General features: G+C 55.6%; 16 protein-coding genes. 5 read left to right on the top strand and 11 right to left on the bottom strand.

Annotated elements, in window-relative coordinates; genetic code table 11:
- The first annotated feature begins 10 nt into the window (after positions 1-10).
- Positions 11-1267, top strand: a complete 1257-nt coding sequence (hflX, locus tag LAO21_16850; GenBank protein MBZ5554389.1) for a GTPase HflX — start codon at positions 11-13, stop codon at positions 1265-1267.
- Positions 1268-1274: 7 nt separating this feature from the next.
- Positions 1275-2624, top strand: coding sequence for a tetratricopeptide repeat protein (locus tag LAO21_16845; GenBank protein ID MBZ5554388.1), 1350 nt, complete (start codon positions 1275-1277; stop codon positions 2622-2624).
- Positions 2625-3142: 518 nt separating this feature from the next.
- Here LAO21_16845 and LAO21_16840 read toward each other — a convergent pair.
- The 10 genes from LAO21_16840 to ffh all read right to left on the bottom strand — a co-directional run bounded on the left by LAO21_16840 (position 3143) and on the right by ffh (position 12999).
- Complete coding sequence (locus LAO21_16840; protein MBZ5554387.1) at positions 3143-3820, bottom strand: Crp/Fnr family transcriptional regulator; 678 nt, start codon at positions 3818-3820, stop codon at positions 3143-3145.
- Between the two features lie 281 nt (positions 3821-4101).
- On the bottom strand, positions 4102-4791 hold the full coding sequence (gene thiE, locus LAO21_16835; protein ID MBZ5554386.1) for a thiamine phosphate synthase: 690 nt from the start codon (positions 4789-4791) through the stop codon (positions 4102-4104).
- A gap of 272 nt (positions 4792-5063) precedes the next feature.
- Entirely contained in the window at positions 5064-7799 is a 2736-nt protein-coding gene (locus tag LAO21_16830; protein ID MBZ5554385.1) for a tetratricopeptide repeat protein, read from the bottom strand.
- A gap of 175 nt (positions 7800-7974) precedes the next feature.
- Positions 7975-8631 (bottom strand): ribonuclease HII, encoded by a 657-nt coding sequence (locus LAO21_16825; protein ID MBZ5554384.1) that lies wholly within the window; start codon positions 8629-8631, stop codon positions 7975-7977.
- Positions 8632-8935: 304 nt separating this feature from the next.
- Positions 8936-9319 carry a 50S ribosomal protein L19 gene (gene rplS / locus LAO21_16820; GenBank protein MBZ5554383.1) on the bottom strand — a complete coding sequence of 128 codons (384 nt, stop codon included), beginning with the start codon at positions 9317-9319 and terminating at the stop codon, positions 8936-8938.
- 85 nt (positions 9320-9404) lie between these two features.
- On the bottom strand, positions 9405-10175 hold the full coding sequence (gene trmD, locus LAO21_16815; protein MBZ5554382.1) for a tRNA (guanosine(37)-N1)-methyltransferase TrmD: 771 nt from the start codon (positions 10173-10175) through the stop codon (positions 9405-9407).
- 101 nt (positions 10176-10276) lie between these two features.
- On the bottom strand, positions 10277-10834 hold the full coding sequence (gene rimM / locus LAO21_16810; GenBank protein MBZ5554381.1) for a ribosome maturation factor RimM: 558 nt from the start codon (positions 10832-10834) through the stop codon (positions 10277-10279).
- Complete coding sequence (locus LAO21_16805; protein MBZ5554380.1) at positions 10827-11057, bottom strand: KH domain-containing protein; 231 nt, start codon at positions 11055-11057, stop codon at positions 10827-10829. The genes rimM and LAO21_16805 overlap by 8 nt, the downstream gene beginning before the upstream one ends.
- A 160-nt stretch (positions 11058-11217) precedes the next feature.
- The gene (rpsP, locus tag LAO21_16800) at positions 11218-11499 is read right to left on the bottom strand and encodes a 30S ribosomal protein S16 (GenBank protein ID MBZ5554379.1); all 282 of its coding nucleotides are present in this window, start codon (positions 11497-11499) and stop codon (positions 11218-11220) included.
- A gap of 153 nt (positions 11500-11652) precedes the next feature.
- Positions 11653-12999 (bottom strand): signal recognition particle protein, encoded by a 1347-nt coding sequence (ffh, locus tag LAO21_16795; protein MBZ5554378.1) that lies wholly within the window; start codon positions 12997-12999, stop codon positions 11653-11655.
- A 33-nt stretch (positions 13000-13032) separates the two neighbouring features.
- Here ffh and LAO21_16790 point away from each other — a divergent pair, with 33 nt between their 5' ends.
- Positions 13033-13233, top strand: coding sequence for a hypothetical protein (locus LAO21_16790; GenBank protein MBZ5554377.1), 201 nt, complete (start codon positions 13033-13035; stop codon positions 13231-13233).
- Positions 13234-13236: 3 nt separating this feature from the next.
- Here LAO21_16790 and LAO21_16785 read toward each other — a convergent pair whose 3' ends face one another.
- The gene (locus LAO21_16785) at positions 13237-13647 is read right to left on the bottom strand and encodes a VanZ family protein (protein ID MBZ5554376.1); all 411 of its coding nucleotides are present in this window, start codon (positions 13645-13647) and stop codon (positions 13237-13239) included.
- A gap of 514 nt (positions 13648-14161) precedes the next feature.
- Here LAO21_16785 and thrS point away from each other — a divergent pair.
- Positions 14162-16102 carry a threonine--tRNA ligase gene (thrS, locus tag LAO21_16780; GenBank protein ID MBZ5554375.1) on the top strand — a complete coding sequence of 647 codons (1941 nt, stop codon included), beginning with the start codon at positions 14162-14164 and terminating at the stop codon, positions 16100-16102.
- Between the two features lie 206 nt (positions 16103-16308).
- Positions 16309-16809, top strand: coding sequence for a translation initiation factor IF-3 (infC, locus tag LAO21_16775; protein ID MBZ5554374.1), 501 nt, complete (start codon positions 16309-16311; stop codon positions 16807-16809).

Here is a 16809-nt window from a genome sequence, read left to right as displayed (position 1 = left end):
TTTAAGATCAGTGAACGACAGGGCTTTACTGGTTTCCGTTTGTTCGCAGCGAGCCTCGCGCGGACGTTCAACGGGCGCCCGGCGCGAAGGCGACGATTCCCTCGACGAACTTCAAGAACTGGCATTTACGGCCGGAGCCGAGGTGGTGGGCCGCATCAGTCAATCGCGGCCCAACCTCGACCCGGCCTTTTTCATTGGGCGGGGAAAGGGTCTTCAACTCCGGGAACAAATCCAATCGGGCCGGGTCACGCTCCTCATCTTCGATGACGAGTTGACCCCGACACAGCAACGGAATCTGGAGAACCTGACGGAATGCCGGGTCATCGACCGCACCCAGTTGATTCTTGCCATCTTTGCACAGCGCGCGAGGACGCGCGAAGGGAAGTTGCAGGTTGAATTGGCGCAACTCGACTACCTGCGACCCCGCCTGACCGGCCATGGCGTCGAACTTTCGCGGCTGGGCGGGGGCATCGGGACTCGGGGCCCCGGCGAGACCCGGTTGGAGATGGACCGTCGACGCATCATTCGACGTATCGCCCGGATCCGTGCGGAAATGGAACGCGTGCGTTTCCAGCGCGAATTGCATCGACGCCACCGTCGCGACACCTTGATCGCAACCCTTTCCCTGGTGGGATACACCAATGCCGGAAAGTCGACCCTCTTCAATGCCCTGACCGACTCTGATGTTGGGGTGTCAAGACAACTCTTCTCCACTCTCGACCCCACCCTTCGCAAGATGGTGCTCCCTTCCAAGCGGATGGCCCTGCTTTCCGATACCGTCGGTTTCATCCGAAAACTTCCCCATACGTTGGTGACCGCCTTCCGGGCAACGCTCGAAGAAGTCGTCGAGGCCGATTTGATCCTGCATGTGATTGATCGGGCCGACCCCCAGTTCATGGATCACGAAGTTGCGGTCAACAGCGTGCTCGAAGACCTTCAGGTGAAACATACTCCGATTCTCAAGGTGTACAACAAGACGGATCTCCTGGAACCTCCGACCGGTCGTCCGGATCCTGCCCAGGGGGTCTTCGTTTCTGCCCTCACGGGGGAAGGACTCGAGGAGCTGGTGCGTCGCATAGATGCCATGCTCCTGCGTGATCCGCTCGTGGATTGCCACCTGGTCTTTCCCCATGCCGAAGCGCGGGTTTTGAGTCTGATTCAGCGGAAGGGACACCTCCTCGAAAAAGAAATCACAACAGACCTCATCCGGGTGCACGCGCAACTGCCACAATCTGTCGCACGTCAGTTAACCTCATTTGTGCAATAATAGGGGGATGGTTCGCATCCTGGCAAAGAGGCTGCTCTGGGCAGCGGTCTTGCTATTGGCGGGCATGGGCGCCCCCTGCCGATCCGCGAGTATGCCCCAATCCTCCCCGGAGACCCCCGCGATCAAGTCTCCGTGGATCTATCCGCAACCTTCCGCCGTGGAGCATCGCTCCGCTAAAGAAGCGAAACGATTTGAAGAGGCCTGGAAGAGTTTTACTGAAGGCAAGACCAAGAAAGCGCAAAAGGACTGGATCTCCCTCCTCAAAAAGCATTCAGATTCCTCCTCCCTCTTGACTGCACTGAGCTACATCGATTTCATGGAGCAAGAACCTGCATTGGCCATTGCCAAACTCAACGCCGCACTCCGCGCGGACCCCAAGTATCTTCCCGCAGTGCAAACACTGGCACGCTATTACCAATCTCAAAAGGACCACGAGAAGGCTTACCGGTACACGGCGACGATCGTGGAACTGCGGCCGGACGACGCTCAAGCTCGCTCTGACCTCGAGGAATTGCGCTTGCTGGTCACCGACCAGTGGATTGCGGAAGCTCATTCCGCGCGGGCAAAGGCCAAATGGCAGGAGGCGGAATTCGCATATTTACAGGCAATGACCGTTGCACCCGAACTGGAGACCCTGCCCCGCGAACTGGGAGACATCTATGTCTATGAAGGGAAGTGGGCGGAGGCCGAAAAGAGTTATCGCAGGGCAATCGGGCTGGATGGCACGGATCTTGAGGCACGGAAGAAGCTGGCCGACGTTTATGTGCACACCAATCAGCGTGAGAAAGCAGAAAGCCTTCTCAAAGAACTCGCGGGTCAGGATTCACAAAATGAAGAGATCAAGTCCATGCTGGACAGAATCCTTGACCAGATGAATCCCGAGGAGGAAGCCCTTCGTGAAATCCGCCAGCGCCCCCAGATTAATCGAGGGGATTTTGGCGCCATGATGGCCATCCGCTTCCCCTTCCTCAAGGAGTTTCTCACCGGCGCTCCCGTTATCCTGACTGACTTGGGATCACACTGGGGGAGAAAATATCTGCCTCTTGTGGCGGGACTCGATCTCATCTCAGCGTCCCCCAATCATCGGTTTCGGCCCACCCTCATCATCCGTCGTTATGAAATCGCCGTAGCGATCGACCACCTCTTGGCGCTCATCAATCGTCGTCCCAGCGTGGACATTTCGCAGACAAAAATCACAGACGTTCCTCGCACAAATCCGAATCGTGACGCTATTGCACGAGTGGTTACGTTGCATCTGATGCAACTCGATTCCAACGATCGCTTCATCCCTCAAGCCGGAGTCACTGGGGCTGACGCGTTCAAGATTCTCGACGCGGTTGAGGATTTTCTCCGCTGAATTGTTCGATTAAATAGCCTTCCCGACAGAGACTGTCGTGTTTCAAGGGGGATTCGAGACACCCAGCGGGGGGAAACTTATGCGGACAAGTTGCGCCGTCTCCCTAAAAGTCGTATTTTGAACACGATGTTCAATTTTGATTTCCACAATTGTGTGGAAATCTTTGTGGAAAAGTAGATTCCCGTCCCCGCAAACTTGGAAATTACTAGAGTTTAGAGCAGTTTGCACTTTTTTTGTTCAATTTTGTAAACCTATGAAAGCGAAGGACCTTTATTTCATTCTCAGGATTCGAACGTTCCGGCGCGGCGATCCCTGGTCAAGAAGGCAGGCTAAGTTCACTTTTCAACAAGGATACCGGAATATAGCCGGTATTTCGATACCCCATCATGGCAATAGTGACTGCTCGATTATTGGATTTTGGGGAGATCTGTTGGCGAAAAAGGTTAGAAAACCGGGCTCAAAGGGCGAATCCCGCCGTTCGAGGAAATCCAATTCCAGAGGGCGGGCTAGTATAAATATTAAAAGGATTGTTGTCCCAGGTAGCGTTCGGTTTTTGCGGGATTGACGACGAGACTTTTTCGCGTGTAGACCACGAGACCTTGGCGACGAAACTGATTCATCACCATCGTGATAATTTCTCTCGACGTCCCGACCAATTGGGAGAGTTCCTCGTGCGTGAGATATTGTTTCACGCAAATTCCATTGGCGACTTTCTCACCCCCTCCACGGCTCATCTTCAGCAGTTCTTTCGCCAGTCGGCGGGGGATATTATCGAATGCCAGCGTTTCGATCTGGGCCTGGGCTTCGGAAAGTCTCTGACAGAAGAACATCAGCAATTCCAAGGCCGCTCCGGGATCCTTCGAAATCATGTCCAGGAGTCTGCTGATCTTGAATGAGAGCACCTTGACGCCACCGAGCGCAACCGCCTGATCGGTCCTTCTGCTGTTTTCGCAAAGGCAGAGCTCTCCAAAAAAGTCCCCCGTCTCATAGATATCAATGATTTTTTCCTTCCCGGAAAGCGAAACGCGTGTAATCTTGACTCTTCCACTGTTAATCAGATAGATTTCATCGGCGGGATCGCCCATAAAATAGATGACTTCGTTCCTCGAAAATACCCTTTCGGCCGTGAGATTCTGCAATTTCTGAAGGTGCTCTTGAACAAAGCCCGAAAGTGTCAGACACCGTGGGTGGGCCATTCCTGATTCCTCCTCGGTTCCAACCTCATGTTTACCGATGACGCTCGAGCAACAAAATACAGCGGTCAGAACCTTTCATCATACTCGCCAGGGGTCGGAATGCCAAGCCTGGTGCTGGAGATCTGAGGACGATCCCCGGCTCGATTTCGAGGTAGTACAACCCCTCTGCAACGAAGGACACCAAACGCCTCTCCGGGCTTGGGCACGCGCCCCGGATCACTCCAGGTGGAAATCGGTGGAGGAACTTTCAGGAAGCCATCCAGAGAGGATTGATCGGAAGTTTACTCTAACTCGGGAGCATCGAGCTGGAACTTTGCGACACGAAGGCGGGAGACCACCTTCCTTATGGAACGGGAGCTTTGAAAAAGCGAAATAGCTGCGATCCCTTCTGCCCCGGCCTTCAAACAATCCTGATAATTCGCCAAAGAGATTCCTCCGATTGCCAGAACCGGAATTGAGAGCAGAGAAGCGACGGCATGGAGTCTCTGAACACCTTGCGGGGGGCCGTACTTCAACTTGGAGGGAGTGGCGAAAATCGGCCCAAAGATGACGTAATTGGCTCCCTCGCGTTCAGCTGTCACCGCCTCATCCAAATGATGGATAGAGGCGCCCACAATGAACCCGGCAGGAACCCTTCCTCGAACCGCCCCCACCGGAAACGAGGTTCCCCCGAGGTGGACCCCATCGAACCCGCACGCAAGGGCAACGTCCAATCGATCATTTAGAATCATTTTCTGATGACTTTCGTGTGGCAACTGGACCACTTTTTCGGCAATCTCGATTAATTCGCTCGTTGGAGTCCCCTTCTCGCGCAACTGCACCCAATCGACTCCCGACTCCAATGCCTCGCGGATCCGGCCCAGGAGTTTTCTCTCGCCTACAGACGATCGGTCCGTTACATAGCAGAGGATGGGTTGAGAAGAGAAACCCGACGGGCGGTGGAGATTGCGATGGGGTGGCTTATTTTTCAATTTCAGAAAAGGACTTCCCAATGCTGAGGATTTCTGAAAGGCTGAACCAGAGGTTGATGATTCCCAATCCCGAGATGGCTCCTCGGAAAAAATAATTCAGCAAGACCGAGGTTAGGGTCGGCGACAATCGCGTAAAAAAATTCCTTTCCCAGATCTCAATCCAGGGAAAAACGATCAGTAATAAACCCATTTCCGCAAAAAAGACGCTCAACAGAACGCTAGGGAACCTCTTGGGCATGGGATCCGAGAACCGCCGTCTGAGTTGTTAGAACCTAATTCGAGAGTTTGGGCTGGTGCAACGACTGCAGCCGCTTCTCGATATCGCGGAACCTTGGGTTCTCGCTTTGAATTTTCTGAAAAATCTCCCTGGCGCGTTCAGTATTCCCCGCCAACTGGTATGCGTTTGCCAGGTCATACTCGAGGCTGAGGTACTCATCATTCTTCTCTAGATCTCCCAAAGCCAACAAGCCGCGTACCATCCATTCAATCGCCTCCGGATAATTCTTGCTTTCGACCAGGCACAGACCCAGCAGGCTGCACACACTGAGATAATCCTGTTTCTGTTCGCGAGGGTTCAGAATGGAGATGGCCTTTTGGACTTCCGCGATCGCCTCTTCCAGCAGACCCATTTCCCGAAACGCGATTCCGAGATTGTAGTGGGTGTTGAAATCTCCACTGGCATCGATAGGGCTCTCGACGATGTTGAATTCCGCAAAAAGGTCCCCGAGTCCCTGGGACGGGGTGGCCTCAGCAGACACAGGCGCCTGAGCGACCGGTTCGCTTATCGGAGCCACTTCAGCCGGCGGCCCCGGTTCTATTAAAGACTCGAGCGGGACTTCAGAGACGAGGGCTGCCGGCGGGGTTGTTGAAAGGGGTGTTGAAGGGGGTGTTACCTCAGGCCCCTCCTCCACGGCCGCCTCTGGAGTCGCTACTTCCTCCGAGGTCACCGCCTCCGGTGCATTGTCACAGCGCTCCAGGCGGGCAAGGAGGGGCTGGGACTCCGGAAAACCCTTCAACCCTTTTTCGATCAGGGTGCGGGCCTCGTTCCAGAACCCTTGCTCAACATAAAAATCAATTTCCTCAAGAGTCTCCCGAAGTGCCTCTTCTTCCTTGATGATCCCAGCCTCCGGAGCCTCAGCGACGGGTTCGGCCTTCGGCTCTTCTGGGGTAGCGGCCGGCGTCACCATCTCCTCCAGTTCGCTCGACAGGTCGTACACCATCTCCCCTTCGGAGGGCTTGTGCGCTTCTTCGCTCTTCACGGTCTCAGGCACTGGGGGGGGTGGGGTTTCCTCTTCCACTGCCTTGGAGGCAGGGACCGTGGTGAACTCAGCTGCCTTCTCGGCCCACTGACGGGCCTCCTCGCGGTGTCCATTCTGGATCGCCGCGTCCGAGAGCTTCGTACAACAGGCTGCAGCTTCATTCATCTTCCCCATCGAGGAGTAAATCTCGACCAACTGTCTCAATGCCACCGGGTGATCTGGAGAGATTCGAAGCAGTTCCTCAAACAGCTGTCCGGCCCGCTTCAAAAGGCCGTATCCCATCAACAATTCGCCTTCCAGAATCAAGCCGTTCACTAACTCATTGGTCTCTTCCGATGTAAGCGTACTTGCTGCCCGGGGCTTCTGAGAAGGAGTCGGTTCTACCGAGACTTCTTCGACAGAAACGGGTTGCTCCTCTTTCTCTTCGGGGGCCTCTTCCTCCGAAGTCACGGGGGGGGGTTCTGAAAGCGTGAATTCCTTAGTATCCAGCTCTTCACGCTTCTCGAGCGAATGCTCCATAAACTCTTGAAGGGTCCCTTCTGCGGTCTCCTCGCTCACCGGGACAGATTCTGCTCCTCCGTGGGAATCCATCTGCCTTTGAAGCCGCGCAATACCCTGCCGGACAATCGCATTCGTGGGATCAATATCCAGCAACTCCTGGTAAGCAGACATGGCAGCCGCAAAATTTTCCTGCTTGAGGTGGTAGCTCGCTAAGTGTTCCAGCGAGAGCGAAAGCAGATGCGATTGACCTAACTTGTGATTGACCTTAACGGTGCGTTCAATGGCGGGAAAATAATCCGGTTGTTCGGAGAGGATCTTCTGAAGAGTCTCTGCGATCCGGGCCCCGAAGGTGTCAATCAAGGGAGACTCAATCAGCGGATTCAGAATCTGGACGACACGCTCGAAATTGGAAGAGGCGATGTAGCGATCCGTCAGCGTAAACAGCAATGGATAGTGCACCGAATCGATCTCGAAGAGATGCTGGGCCACGTCGCCGGCTTCCTCCAAGTGGTCAGCTTCAAGCAAGCATTCCCACAGGGAGATTTGAACCTCCGTCGAGGTCCGCTCCGGGTCCATCTTCCAGAGCATCGCAATCGCTTCGTCATGCTGCCCTTCGGCAAACCTGATTTTCGCGAGAACCGTCTTCAGGCTAAGGCTTTCGGGATCGATTTCTTCCGCTCGGGAGAGCATTTCCTTCGCTTCAACCAACTGCCCGCTCTTGCGTAATCGTTCTGTCGAGGCCAGGAGCAAATTGAGGGCGCTGTCCTTGTTTCCCCGGCGCACTTCCACCGCGACCAACCGCGTGAGGATCGCCGTGTTGTCGGGATCGCCAATCAGGAGTTTACGAAGCGCGTCGGCAGCCAGATCCGACCGTGATTCCGCCAGATAAGCATCTACCAATTGGAGATACTGTCCCCTGGCATCGCTCATCAGTCCCTGCAGGGCATAGAGCTCAGCCAAATGGCGTCTTGGTTCAATCCCCCCCGGATCGAGCTTGGTGATCTTCTTGTAAATTGCGATCGCTTTTACTTTGAAGCCGCTTTCGAGATACGCGTCCGCCAGTTGGTTGAAGAATTTAAGCCCTTCATCCGTCTTGCCGAGACGGACGTAGAGGTCACCAATGGTGTTGAGGATCGGGAGGTCGTTGGGATCGGCTTCGATGATCTTCTTATATTCTGAAATCGCCGAGTGAAGCCTGCCTTGCATCACGTGTTTTTCTGCGTTCTTGAGTATTTTGGCTTTATTCAAGGCAGTTTGGGCTCCCTTACCTGACGCCGGAGTTCGATCCAACCCTTTCCGGCTCTGAGACTTCAGACAACACGGGCCATAGGCCAACAACCCCAGTTCCCAAGACTATAGCTGAAAGGGGGCGGGGTCGCAATTTCTTTGTGCAGTCCCCAGGGGCTGGCTCGAATCGAGGACGTCACTCTCCGGCATGGGAAAACGGAATGTCCCTTTGGAAGACCGGCCGAAAGGTTCTCCGATGAATCGGTGAGGGGCCAAATCGGCGCAATGATTCCAAATGTTCGCGTGTTCCGTAGCCCTTATTCTGTCGGAAGTAATATTGTGGATAAAGGCGGTCAAATTCCATCATGATCGCGTCGCGCGTCACCTTGGCGACAATCGAAGCCGCCGCGATGGAAACCGAAAGAGTGTCGCCCTTGATAATCGATTTCTGGGGCAGGTCGACGGCGTGCAACCGGACCGCATCAATCAGTAGAAAATCGGCGCAGGGGGAGAGTTTTGAAACCGCCAGAGCCATCGCGCGGAGTGTGGCCTTGAGGATGTCTTCCTGATCGATGGCTTCAGGGTCAATCTGTCCGACCCCCCAGCTCAAGGCAGAGTCCACGATTTCCCTGAAAAGCACCTCCCGCCGATCGGGTGAAAGCTTCTTGGAATCATCAATTCCTTCAGGAATGTGCGCTGGATCCAGGATCACAGCCGCTGCCAGGACTGGCCCTGACAAGGCCCCCCGTCCTACTTCATCGAGGCCGGCGACACGGGAATATCCCATGCGATAGACCTCTTCTTCATAGCGGCTGGTACAAGTGGAGCAGGAACTGTGCTTCTTTTGGCGCACGCTTGCTCCTGTCGCTCAATCGAGGGGACGATGGATGGGAAAAAGCACTTTTCAGCTGGAAAGAATACGAGGATGAGAAAATTATTGGTGGAGGATCAGGTCAAAGGGCGACACCCATCGTTCACAAAAGGCCGTCGATCGAGAAATCCAGATCGATCGACGGATCTGACCTCCTCCGGGGGACAGGTTCCTCGTCCAGTTCCCCCGCTGTCCCAGTCGCACATGGGATCTGACTACAACACAAACCTGGGGTGGCCTCCTGATTCATCGGGGTTCAGCCGCTGACCGGGAGCCAAGGTGGATTCTAGTTCGCAGCCACAATGGGTTCGGGTTCGGTGTACCGTTCTTCTTTCAACCGCGCCGCCTTTCCACGCAACCGGCGCAGATAATATAGTTTGGCCCGGCGCACCTGAGTGCTCTTGACGACTTCAATCTTGTCGATCACCGGAGAGTGCAGAGGAAAGATGCGCTCGACGCCCGTGCCAAAGGACATCTTTCGGACGGTGAAAGTAGACTGGTTCAGCCGGCGGTTTTCAGCAATCACTGTCCCCTCGAACACCTGGACGCGCTCCTTGTCCCCTTCCTTGATCTTTACATGCACGCGGACCGTATCGCCGGGCTTGAATGAGGGAAGATCAGTGCGCAGCTGCTCTCTTTTCAATCTTTCCAAAATCGCTTGGGACCCCATAATCGTTTCTCCTTGAAATCTATCTCTGCTCCTGTTATTTGCCCCATGATCGGGGGATTCCTTCCAATCTCGCGCTGTCCCGGAATCACATCGCCTTGACGGGTGATCCGGACGGCGTCAACCCCAGCAAATCCGGCCGCATTCGCGCCGTCTTCTCGATTGCCTGCTGTCGACGCCACTTCTCAATCTCCTGATGATTTCCCGAAAGCAGAACCTCGGGAACCTTCCAGGCACGAAAGCTCTCCGGCCGGGTATACTGGGGCCAACTCAAGGTCCCGGTTCCTGCGCTCGAACCCCCACGGACCGCTTGAGGGTCTGCCGGACCAGAAAAAGAATCGAGTTGGGAGGACATCTCGTTACCCAGTGCTCCCGGCAGGAGACGTGTCACCGCATCCACGACGACTGCAGCGGCCAGTTCTCCGCCGGTCAGGATGTAATCGCCAATGGAAAGCTCCTCCGTGGCGAGGTGTTCTGCGACGCGTTCGTCCACGCCCTCGTAGCGGCCGCAGATCAGGACGATGCGATCTAAAGACGCCAACCGGAATGCGTCGGCCTGGGCAAACCGCTTCCCCTGGGGGGAAAGAAGAATGACCGCCTTTGATCGGGATTGCGCATCCTCCCGGAGGATGTCCAGGTAATCCACCGCTTTGAAGATGGGCTCAGGTTTCAAGACCATCCCGTCCCCGCCGCCGAAAGGCCGATCGTCCACCGTGCGATGCTTGTCTTCGGTGAACGTCCGCAGATCAACCACTTCGATGTTTGCCAGCTCCGCCTCGCAAGCGCGCCGCACGATTCCATGCGAGAACGGGCCCTCAAAAAACCTGGGGAAAATGGTGATGATTTCAAACCGGACCATGTTTTCGGTGCAAAAAAAAATCCGCAAGGAACACCTCGCGGAGTTCTCTTCCTCTCTCTTCACGGCTCGGTGCCCAAGGCCCCGCCGGTTGTGCGTCCCTTTCAGCGATTCAACTCAAACAACCCCTCGGGCAATCGCACCCGAATCTCGCGTCGTTGTACGTCGACGGAGAAACAGATTTCTTCGGCGAAAGGGACCAGCAATTCGCCGTGACTGGTTTCCAAGGCCAGGAGGTTGTTTCCACCCGCTTCCAAGAACTCCTTTACCCGGCCGATCTCCCGGCTGCTGTGGTCCTCCACCACCCGGCAGCCCACCAGTTCAAAGATGTAATGGTGATTCCTCGGAAGCGGCAACGCCTCACTCTGAGGAATACGGACCTCTGATCCCACCAGGGCTTCTGCGTCCGTAATCGTCTCGATCCCGGAAAATTTCAGGATCACCGCCTGCTTGTGGAACCAGACCTTCTCCAACTCCTTCCAACTTCCGGCTTCACCCGTCTTCACCAGTCGGACGCGCTTCATCTGGTGGAACCGCTCCGGAAAGTCAGTCAGAATTTCTGCCGCAACCTCGCCTTGCCGGCCCTGGGTCTTTCTTACCAGGGCCAGAGTAATCTCCCCTTCTTCCATCTCTCGGAGGAGCGGCTTGACGTCGCTATTCAAGGATCTCCAGGGTAAATCGTTTCTTCAGCTTCATTCCCGCAGCGCCCAAAATCGTCCGAATAGAACGAGCCGTGCGTCCCTGTTTTCCAATCACTTTCCCAAGATCACTGGGAGCGACTTTCAATTCCAGGACCGTCGTCTGCTCTCCTTCGATGGGGCGAACAAACACTTGATCGGGGTTATCCACCAGGGCCTTGGCGATTTGCTCGATGAGTTCCTTCATACCTTCTTCTCCTTGCCGCCTCGCACGAACCTGCTCCGAGTCTCTCGGAGACGAAGAATGTCAACCTGAAGTGACAACCAGAGTAGGCGTTCAATGTTTCAAGTTCCGGGTCATGACCCTCACTAACGAGAAATCTCAATCGCCTCCGCAGCCGTAGCTGTCAGGCCGCGGCCTGACGCTTGAGAAAACTTTTCACCGTCTCCGATGGCTGTGCGCCCCGACGCAGCCAATGGTCGTAACGCTCACGATTCAACTTGATCTCCGCCGGATTGACCAGCGGGTAATAAGTTCCAAGAACCTCCAGATATCTTCCATCGCGTGCCTCATCTTTTTCGACCACGACAATGCGATAGTGAGGGCGCTTCTTAGCGCCGACTCGGCTCAATCGAATGGTCAACAAATTTCTACCCTCCACCTTTGGTGTAAGTGCCCGGTGAAACATCACCGAATTCCGGTGACAATCATGAAGCTTAATTCTATCGGAAACATGCAGTTCCCGCAACTTTTTTGACGATTCTCCCTCCCGCTTCAGAATCAACCGTCGCTTTTCCTGATCTCCACGAGCGGCGGGGCAGGACGATAATCAAAAAAAAGTTCACTGCCGGGGAAGAAACCGCTCCAGGTTTCGGGGCAAACGTCCTCCCGCCAAGCCCCCGGTCATGGATTTCATCATCTTCCGCATCTGCGCATACTGCTTGAGCAACTGGTTCACCTGATTCACAGTGGTCCCGCTTCCGCGCGCGATCCGTTTCCTCCTCTGGCCATTGATGATTTGATGGTTTCGCCGTTCACGGGGCGTCATCGAGTTGATCATGGCTTCGGTGTGAATCAGTTGCTTCTCGTCAATGTTGGCTTTTTGGAGGTCTTTCATAGGGCCGATCTGAGGAAGCATGCCGAGAATCTTGTCCAAGGGCCCGAGCTTCCGCATCTGTCGCAACTGGTCTCGAAAATCTTCAAGCGTAAATTCATCTTTGCGGAGCTTCTCTTCCAGCCTTTGGGCCTGCTTCAAATCAAAGGTTTCCTGGGCCTTCTCGATCAGGGAGAGCACGTCGCCCATCCCCAGCAGACGCGAGACCATGCGATCAGGGTAGAACAGTTCCAAGGCGTCGGGTTTTTCCCCCACGCCGACGAATTTGATGGGCTGTCCCGTCACGGCCCGGATCGAAAGCGCGGCACCCCCGCGTGCGTCGCCGTCGAGCTTGGTGAGAATCACTCCGCTGATGCCCAGGCGCTGATGAAATTCGTGGGCACTCTTCACCGCGTCCTGACCCGTCATGGCATCCGCCACGAACAGAATTTCGCTGGGCTTGAGCTGCTGCTTCAGAGTGGCCAGCTCCTGCATCAACTCGTCGTCAAGGTGAAGCCGGCCCGCGGTGTCGATCAGAAGCACGTCGTAGCCCGAGAGGCTCGCCTCCCGCAGCGCCGCTTTCGCCAGGGCCAGGGGCTCATCGATCCCTTCACCGGGAAATATCTTGGCTTCCACATCGCGCGCGATGACGTTGAGTTGTTCCCGCGCGGCCGGTCGGTAGACGTCAACCGAAAGAAGGAGCGGCCGGTGGCCGTTCTTCATCATCCACTTGGCGATCTTGCCGACGGAGGTGGTCTTCCCGGACCCTTGAAGCCCGACCACCAGAAAAACGGACGGCGGGTTCTTTGAGAAAAGAAGCCGCGCTTCAGCATCCCCCAGCGTGGCGATCAGTTCGTCCCGGACAAAGGAGATGACCTGCTGCGCCGGAGACAGCGCCGTCATCACCTCCGTTCCGAGACACTTGGCTCGAACCCGGTCTATGAAGTCCTTGACGACCTTGAAGTTGACGTCTGCTTCGAGCAAAGCCAGGCGAATCTCACGCATGGCAAAATCGACATTGTTTTCCGTCAGCTTCGCTTCCCCTTTCAGGGTCTTGAAGGTCCGCTGAAGTTTTTCAGTCAAGATATCAAACATTGAATTTCTTGGTCCTCTCCTTGTCTCTGCCCGATGAATCGGCTGGTGCCTCCCGGCTTCCGTCCCGGGACCGGCCCTGACATCGTTTCAGTATACAACGCCTACACACGCCCGCCAACCGTCGCTGATTTCCACTCTCAATTTCTACCCGACGGCTGCTTGGGAGACAGGGTCTCTCTCAAACGGCAGTTGCACCTCGCCGGTTCCCTCGTCTCCATCGATTCCAGCTTTTAGGGCTCAACTCGAAACCGCCTGCTTCAGGCCCCGAAGGTATGCCAGAACGCACACGATCTGGGCGAGCACGGCACCCGCGGAATCAATCGCCACATCGATGGGAGAGGCCATCCGCGTCGCGACAAAGGACTGATGCAACTCGTCGGATGCGGCGTAGAGAACACCCACAAGCAACGAACACAACGCCCAATGCCAGGCCCGGGTGTCCCGGGATCCTCCGCGAAAAGCACGGAACAGCGCCACCCCGAGGATAAAATATTCTGCCACATGCCCGCTCTTGCGTATAGCCCTGTGGACCAAATCCACCATTTGCGGGGAAATGTCGGGAACCAGGAACCGGAGCAACGGTCCAAAAAACAACGCCGTGTTCTCCGAAGAGAATGTCCCGGTGGACATCAGAAAGATGAAGGCCATGACAACAATGACCGGAATCCAAGATTTCAGATATAGGTTGGAAATCATTTCAATCCGCTCACTACGCGCGATAACGTCCTGGAGATGACTTGCTCGGGAGCGCCACTATACAATAGGAAGGCGCTTGGGTATATTGGATTCCCCGGTGGACCTCCATTCTCCCTGCCCCGGAATGTTCGGCTGACTGATCTCCCCGCGTGTTCTCCCCGCGTTGACCCTCAGATGAAATTCTGTTATTTTAACTGTTCTTTCTTGAGAAGTTTTTGTCATTCTCCTGGTGTGGATGCAGGGATTCAGTCGGCAGTTGTTTGCTGCACCTGATCACAGGTTTTCGAGACTCTTCATCCCTGTATCCGGGTTTAGCCCAGGTTCATGCGGATTCATACGGAAGCAGGACGTATTGAACGGAAGCACTCGTTTTTTTCCGAAATCCAAAATCCGCATTCCGAAATGAAATCGGCCGCCGCATGTCGTTGTGAGAATCGTTCTGCACAGATTGGAACAGTGAGATTCTATGATCCAAATCACTCTGCCTGATAACAGTCAGATCCAGATGCCCGACGGGGCCACGACCGGTGATGTGGCACGAACGGTGAGTCCGCGCCTGCGCGAAGAGGCTTTGGTGGCCAAGGTGGACGGTGTCCCGCGCGACCTTACCTACCAGCTCAAAGGCAACGAGCGCGTGGAAATCTTGACCCCGCGCTCCAAAGACCCTGATGCTTTGGAGGTGTATCGTCACAGCACCGCACATCTGCTGGCGGCCGCGGTTCTTGAACTCTTCCCCGGAACCAAGCTGGGCATTGGCCCCGCCATTGAAAACGGCTTCTTCTATGATTTCCACCGTGACGAGCCGTTCACCCCCGAGGATCTCGAGAAGATCGAGAAGAAAATGAAGGAGTTGGCCGACCGGGATCTGCCTTACGGCCGGAAAGAGTTTCCTAAAGAAGAAGGGCTCAAGATGTTCCGGGAGATGGGCGAGGGGATGAAGTGCGAATTGATCGACGAGAAGGCGGATCAGGTCTTCTCCTGTTACACCCTGGGCGATCACTTCATCGATTTCTGCCTGGGGCCCCATGTACCGTCCTCCAAGAAGATCAAGGCGTTTAAGTTGTTGTCACTGGCAGGCGCTTACTGGAAGGGCGATGAACACAAGGAACAGATGCAGCGGATTTACGGCACGTCGTGGTTCAGCCAGAAGGAGCTGGACGAGTATCTGAAAAAGCTGGAGGAGGCCAAGCGCCGCGACCACCGCCGGTTGGGCACTGAACTCGACCTCTTTAGTATTGAAGAAGAAGCCGGACCCGGGCTCATTTTCTGGCACCCCAAAGGCGGCCTAGTGCGGAAGCTCATGGAAGATTGGTCGCGTGAAGAACACCTGCAGCGTGGATACAACCTGGTCTTTACCCCGCATGTCATGCGACTGGATCTTTGGAACCGCAGCGGCCATACCGGCTTCTATCGTGAAAACATGTTTGGCGCGATGGAGGTCGAAAAAGCCGAATACCAGCTCAAACCAATGAATTGTCCCGGGCACATCCTGATTTACAAATCGCGTCTGCGCAGCTACCGCGATCTCCCGCTCCGTCTCGCCGAGCTCGGCACGGTTTATCGGTACGAGCGCTCCGGCGTGCTGCACGGGTTGTTGCGCGTTCGCGGGTTCACCCAGGACGACGCTCATATCTTTTGCACGATGGACCAACTCGAAAAAGAAATCGAGGGTTGTGTGGACTTCGCCTTTGCCGTGCTCCGAACTTTTGGGTTCGACCGATTCGAGGTTGAACTGTCGGCGCGGGATCCGGCCCACCCGGAGCATTACGCCGGCACGGCCGAGGAATGGGAACGCGCTGAGGGGGCGCTCCGCAACTCGCTGAAGCGGATGGACGTTCCGTTCAAATACATGCCCGGCGAGGCGGTGTTTTACGGCCCCAAGATCGACATGAAGCTCGTCGACGCCATCGGCAGACCGTGGCAGCTTTCGACAGTCCAGTTCGATTTCAATCTCCCCCGGCGGTTTGAACTGGGGTACATCGGCGAAGACGGCAGCCGACACCAACCGGTCATGGTCCATCGGGCACTCTGGGGATCGGTGGAACGGTTCTTTGGCGTGCTCATTGAACATTACGCCGGGGCCTTCCCCACCTGGCTGGCACCCGTTCAGGTACGCCTGCTGCCCATCAGCGAACGCCACCTGGGTTACGCCAGGGAGGTGCTCGGGCGGCTTCAGTCAGCGAGGGTTCGCGCCGAGGTGGATGAGCGGAACGAAAAGGTCAACTTCAAAATCCGGGAAGCGCAACTGCAAAAGATCCCTTACATGCTCGTCGTCGGGGACCGCGAACAATCTTCCGGGACCGTGGGCGTCCGCAGCCGGAGTGAAGGTGACCTCGGACCTAAATCCATTGATGAATTTCTGACCTCGCTGGAGCAAGTCATCGCGAGCAAAGCGCCGGCTCCCTGACCCGCCCCTTTTGATTTGACAATCGCCGGGGAACAGGTGAAAATTGCGTCGCTTGAGAGGTCCTGCTCTTTCAGGGCAGAGATCCATCTCTCGAGGGTGTGTGGCCGCTTCCGCTTACACTTGCAGCCCTAAACGTTAAACCATCAAGCCGCTCGGTCCCCGCCGGGGAGGAGACGGCAAGGAGGAGTTTTATTTACGACAAGTCGATTCGCACGAATGAGCGCATTCGTGTCCCGCAGATTCGGGTGATTGATGATCAGGGGAGTCAACTCGGAATCATGCCGCCGTATGAGGCGCTCAAGATTGCGCGTGAACGCTCGCTCGACCTGGTTGAAATCTCGCCGCAAGCCCAACCGCCGGTTTGCAAGATTATGGACTACGGCAAGTACATCTACCAGCTCAACAAAAAAGCGCACGAGGCGAAGAAACACCAGAAACAAATCCAGCTCAAAGAAGTCAAGTTCCGGCCTCAGACCGATGAACACGATTATGAGTTCAAGAAAAACCACATCCTCGATTTTTTGAAGGATGGGGACAAGGTCAAGGCGAGCGTGCGGTTTCGCGGGCGCGAGATGGCCCACAAGGAGATCGGGCGGAAGCTGCTGGATCGACTCGTCACCGATGTCGGCGAGGCGGGGATCGTGGAGTTCTTCCCCAAGTTCGAGGGACCCAACCTGTTCATGGTCCTGGCGCCGAAAAAGAACTAA

The sequence above is a fragment of the Terriglobia bacterium genome, from assembly GCA_020073085.1.
Taxonomy (GTDB): domain Bacteria; phylum Acidobacteriota; class Terriglobia; order JAIQFV01; family JAIQFV01; genus JAIQFV01.
The sequence above is the reverse complement of the archived record's forward strand: the minus strand, read 5'-3'. Positions and strand labels throughout refer to the sequence as shown.

Coding starts and splice junctions, on each gene's coding strand:
- LAO21_16805 (MBZ5554380.1), bottom strand. CDS start 11,057: ATGAAGGAACTCATCGAGCAAATCGCCAAGGCCCTGGTGGATAACCCC.
- LAO21_16845 (MBZ5554388.1), top strand. CDS start 1,275: ATGGTTCGCATCCTGGCAAAGAGGCTGCTCTGGGCAGCGGTCTTGCTA.
- LAO21_16790 (MBZ5554377.1), top strand. CDS start 13,033: ATGAATCGGCTGGTGCCTCCCGGCTTCCGTCCCGGGACCGGCCCTGAC.
- rpsP (MBZ5554379.1), bottom strand. CDS start 11,499: ATGTTTCACCGGGCACTTACACCAAAGGTGGAGGGTAGAAATTTGTTG.
- ffh (MBZ5554378.1), bottom strand. CDS start 12,999: ATGTTTGATATCTTGACTGAAAAACTTCAGCGGACCTTCAAGACCCTG.
- thrS (MBZ5554375.1), top strand. CDS start 14,162: ATGATCCAAATCACTCTGCCTGATAACAGTCAGATCCAGATGCCCGAC.
- rplS (MBZ5554383.1), bottom strand. CDS start 9,319: ATGGGGTCCCAAGCGATTTTGGAAAGATTGAAAAGAGAGCAGCTGCGC.
- LAO21_16785 (MBZ5554376.1), bottom strand. CDS start 13,647: ATGGCCTTCATCTTTCTGATGTCCACCGGGACATTCTCTTCGGAGAAC.
- trmD (MBZ5554382.1), bottom strand. CDS start 10,175: ATGGTCCGGTTTGAAATCATCACCATTTTCCCCAGGTTTTTTGAGGGC.
- LAO21_16840 (MBZ5554387.1), bottom strand. CDS start 3,820: ATGGCCCACCCACGGTGTCTGACACTTTCGGGCTTTGTTCAAGAGCAC.